Raw genomic sequence first — 3036 nt, 5'->3', positions numbered from 1 at the left:
AGGCCCTGGCCGCCGAACTGAACGCCGCAGACGCCTCGGCCTGACCGAGCGAGTGACGAGGACCGACTTCATGAAGACCACCGACATTCGCATCGCCGGACTGGGCACGTACATCCCTGAGATCGTCGACGCCCGCAAAGCCGTCGCGCTGGGCCTGTACGACGCCGACGAGTACGAGTTCTACGGCTGGACCGGCGCTGCGGTCGCCGGCGACAAGCCCGCTCCGGACATGGCGATCGCCGCTGCCCGCCAGGCCATGGACCGCTCCGGACTGCACCCGCATGACATCGACTTCCACATCCACGCCTGCGGCCACGAGCAGGGGCCCGAAGGCTGGTCGCCGCAGCATTACATCCTGCGGCACCTGACCGACCGCGACGTACCCTCCTTCCGCGTCTGGCAGGCATGCAGCGGCCTGATCGGCTCACTGGAGCTGGCCGCCTGCTACCTCAAAGCCGTGCCGGAGCGCAACGCCGCTCTGCTCACCGGCGCCGACAATGTCGGCACCCCCAACTTCAACCGGTGGGCCTTCGGTATCCAAAACGGTGTCCTCGGTGACGGAGGCAGCGCAGTTCTGCTGTCGAAGTCCGAGGGCTTCGCGAGCCTGCTGTCCATCAACACCGGCTCCACCGCCGAAGTGGAGGAGCAGTACCGCGGGACCGAGCCACTGTTCCCGCCGTCGCTGACGGTCGGCCGCGGCATGGACTTCAAGGAGCGTCTGGCCGCCGCCGGCGGTCTGGAGGAAACCGTCGCCGAGGTCGTGCGCCGCCAAGGCGAACTGCGCACGGAGATAGCGCTCCGTACCCTGGCCGAGGCCGGGCTGGAACCGGGCGACGTTACCCGTGTCTGCCACGTCTTCACCGGCCAGGAGAGCTACCTGAAAGTTATTCTCGACCCGATGGGACTCTCCCCCGAGCAGGGCCTGCTCGACTTCGGCCGCAACCTCGGCCACATGACGGTCAACGACCAGATCGTGGGTCTGACACACCTGGTGGAGACCGGACAGGTCGGCCCCGGCGACCACGTCCTGATCGTCGCCCACGGCGGCGGGGTGTCCATCACCTGCGCCGTCGTACGCATCGACGAACAGCCCAGCTGGGCCGCCGTCTGATCACCTGCGCCGTCTGCCAGCCCCGCCATGGGGCCGGCAGACGGCATATCCGCTCGCTCGCACCACCATCCAGGGGGCATCCGTGCAGAACCTCGCCGCATCACCCTTGCTCGACGCCGAAGCGCTCATTTCCGGCTTCGGGTTGCTGGGCATCATGGCCACCGTCTTCGCCGAATCCGGCCTCATCGTCTGCTTCTTCCTGCCCGGCGACTCATTGCTGTTCACAGCGGGACTGCTCGTGGCCAACGACCAGTTCCTCCATCAGCCCCTGTGGGTGGTCATGCTGGCCATCGCCGTGGCCGCCGTCCTGGGCGACCAGTTCGGCTACACCTTCGGCCGGAAAGTGGGCGGCTCCCTCTTCCGTCGCCCCAACTCCCGGTTCTTCAAACAGGAGAACGCCGAACGGGCTCAGCAGTTCATGCTCAAGCATGGCCCCAAGGCCCTGGTGATGGCCCGCTTCATCCCCGTCTTCCGCACCTTCATCCCCATTACTGCCGGCGTTGGACGCATGGCATATCGCACGTTCCTCCTGTTCAACGTGATCGGCGCGGTCTTGTGGTCGGTCAGCCTGACACTGGTCGGCTATTACCTGGGCCAGATCGCTTTCGTCCGCAACAACATCGAAGCCATCGTCATCGGCATCGTCCTCGTCTCCGGCATCCCGATCATCGTCGAGGGCATCAAGATGCGGCGCCGCGCCCGTAGTGCCCCAGCCGCAACCCAGGAGACGGCCACCGCCGGGTCCACCACCCCTGAAACGGAGCTGCCCCGTCCATGATCTCCGCACAAGACTTCTGCGACTTGCTGGCCGGCCACGGCTTCACCCTCGCCAGCGGCGTTCCCTGCTCCCACTTCGGCGGCCCGATCGCGCATCTGAGCACCCAGCCGGGCCGGTACGTGCCAGCCCCGAACGAGGGCAGTGCACTCGCGGTGGCCGCCGGCGCCGCCCTTGGCGGACAGCGCGCCTACGTCATGCTGCAAAACTCCGGGCTGGGCAACCTCATCAACCCGCTCACCTCACTGGTGATGACCTACAAGTTGCCGATCCTGACCTTCACCAGTCTGCGCGGCTGGCCAGACCCGGCCACGGACGAGCCCCAGCACGCGGTGATGGGGCCAGCGACGCCTGGGCTCCTCGACAGCGTCGACGCTCCGTACCACACCTTGTACGCGCAGAATGGGGTGGAGGAGTTTTCCGTGGTCCTGGAGAAGGCGGAAAAGGACCTGGCCGAGCAGCGGGCGCCGTTCGTGCTGGTCGAGCGCGGAGCCATCGGCAAGGCCACCGCGGCCAACGACCCTCACACCGATGGCCTGCCGGCCGCCGAGGCCATCCGGCTTGTCACCGCGGCCGCACCGCAGGCGGCCGTCGTCGCCACCACCGGTTTCACCGGTCGTGACACGTTCGCCGTGGCGGATGCGCCCGGAACCTTCTATATGCAGGGGTCCATGGGACACGCTTCCTCGATCGGCCTGGGGGTCGCGCTGACGCATCCGGAGCGGACCGTGGTGGTCCTGGACGGGGACGGTGCCCTGTTGATGCACCTGGGTGCGTTGTCCATGATCGGCAGTGAGGCGCCTGCCAACCTCATCCATGTCGTGCTCGACAACCGGGTGCACGAGTCGACGGGTGGGCAGGCAACGACGTCGGCGACCACCTCGTTCCCCGATGTGGCGATGGCCACCGGCTACGCCAGCGCGGTCGTCTGTGACCATGAGGACGCTGTGCAGGCCGCGATGGCGCGGGCCCAGGCCGCTTCCGGCCCGCACCTGATCTGTATCAAGACGCTGCCCCGCACGGGCACGATCCCGCCGCGCGCGACCAACGCACTCAGCACTCTGGACATTCGGGACCGCTTCCAGAGCAACCTGCAGCAGTAGCGCGCCTCATGTCGAAGGGGCGGGTGCTCCACGCTGAAGCGTGGAGC

3 protein-coding genes are annotated in these 3036 nt (G+C 67.4%); all 3 read left to right on the top strand.

The features are described from left to right. The first annotated feature begins 70 nt into the window (after positions 1–70). Positions 71–1111 (top strand): ketoacyl-ACP synthase III family protein, encoded by a 1041-nt coding sequence (locus ABZY13_RS32715; protein ID WP_356637304.1) that lies wholly within the window; start codon positions 71–73, stop codon positions 1109–1111. Between the two features lie 82 nt (positions 1112–1193). Beyond that, positions 1194–1889, top strand: a complete 696-nt coding sequence (locus ABZY13_RS32710; RefSeq protein ID WP_356637302.1) for a VTT domain-containing protein — start codon at positions 1194–1196, stop codon at positions 1887–1889. Next, the gene (gene aepY, locus ABZY13_RS32705; protein WP_356637300.1) at positions 1886–2989 is read left to right on the top strand and encodes a phosphonopyruvate decarboxylase; all 1104 of its coding nucleotides are present in this window, start codon (positions 1886–1888) and stop codon (positions 2987–2989) included. The genes ABZY13_RS32710 and aepY overlap by 4 nt, the downstream gene beginning before the upstream one ends. Positions 2990–3036 lie beyond the last annotated feature (47 nt).

This window comes from Streptomyces sp. NPDC006610 (genome assembly GCF_040611575.1).
In the GTDB taxonomy this organism is placed as follows: Bacteria; Actinomycetota; Actinomycetes; order Streptomycetales; family Streptomycetaceae; genus Streptomyces.
Note: the sequence above shows the minus strand (reverse complement) of the source record. Positions and strands in the feature narration are given on the sequence as shown.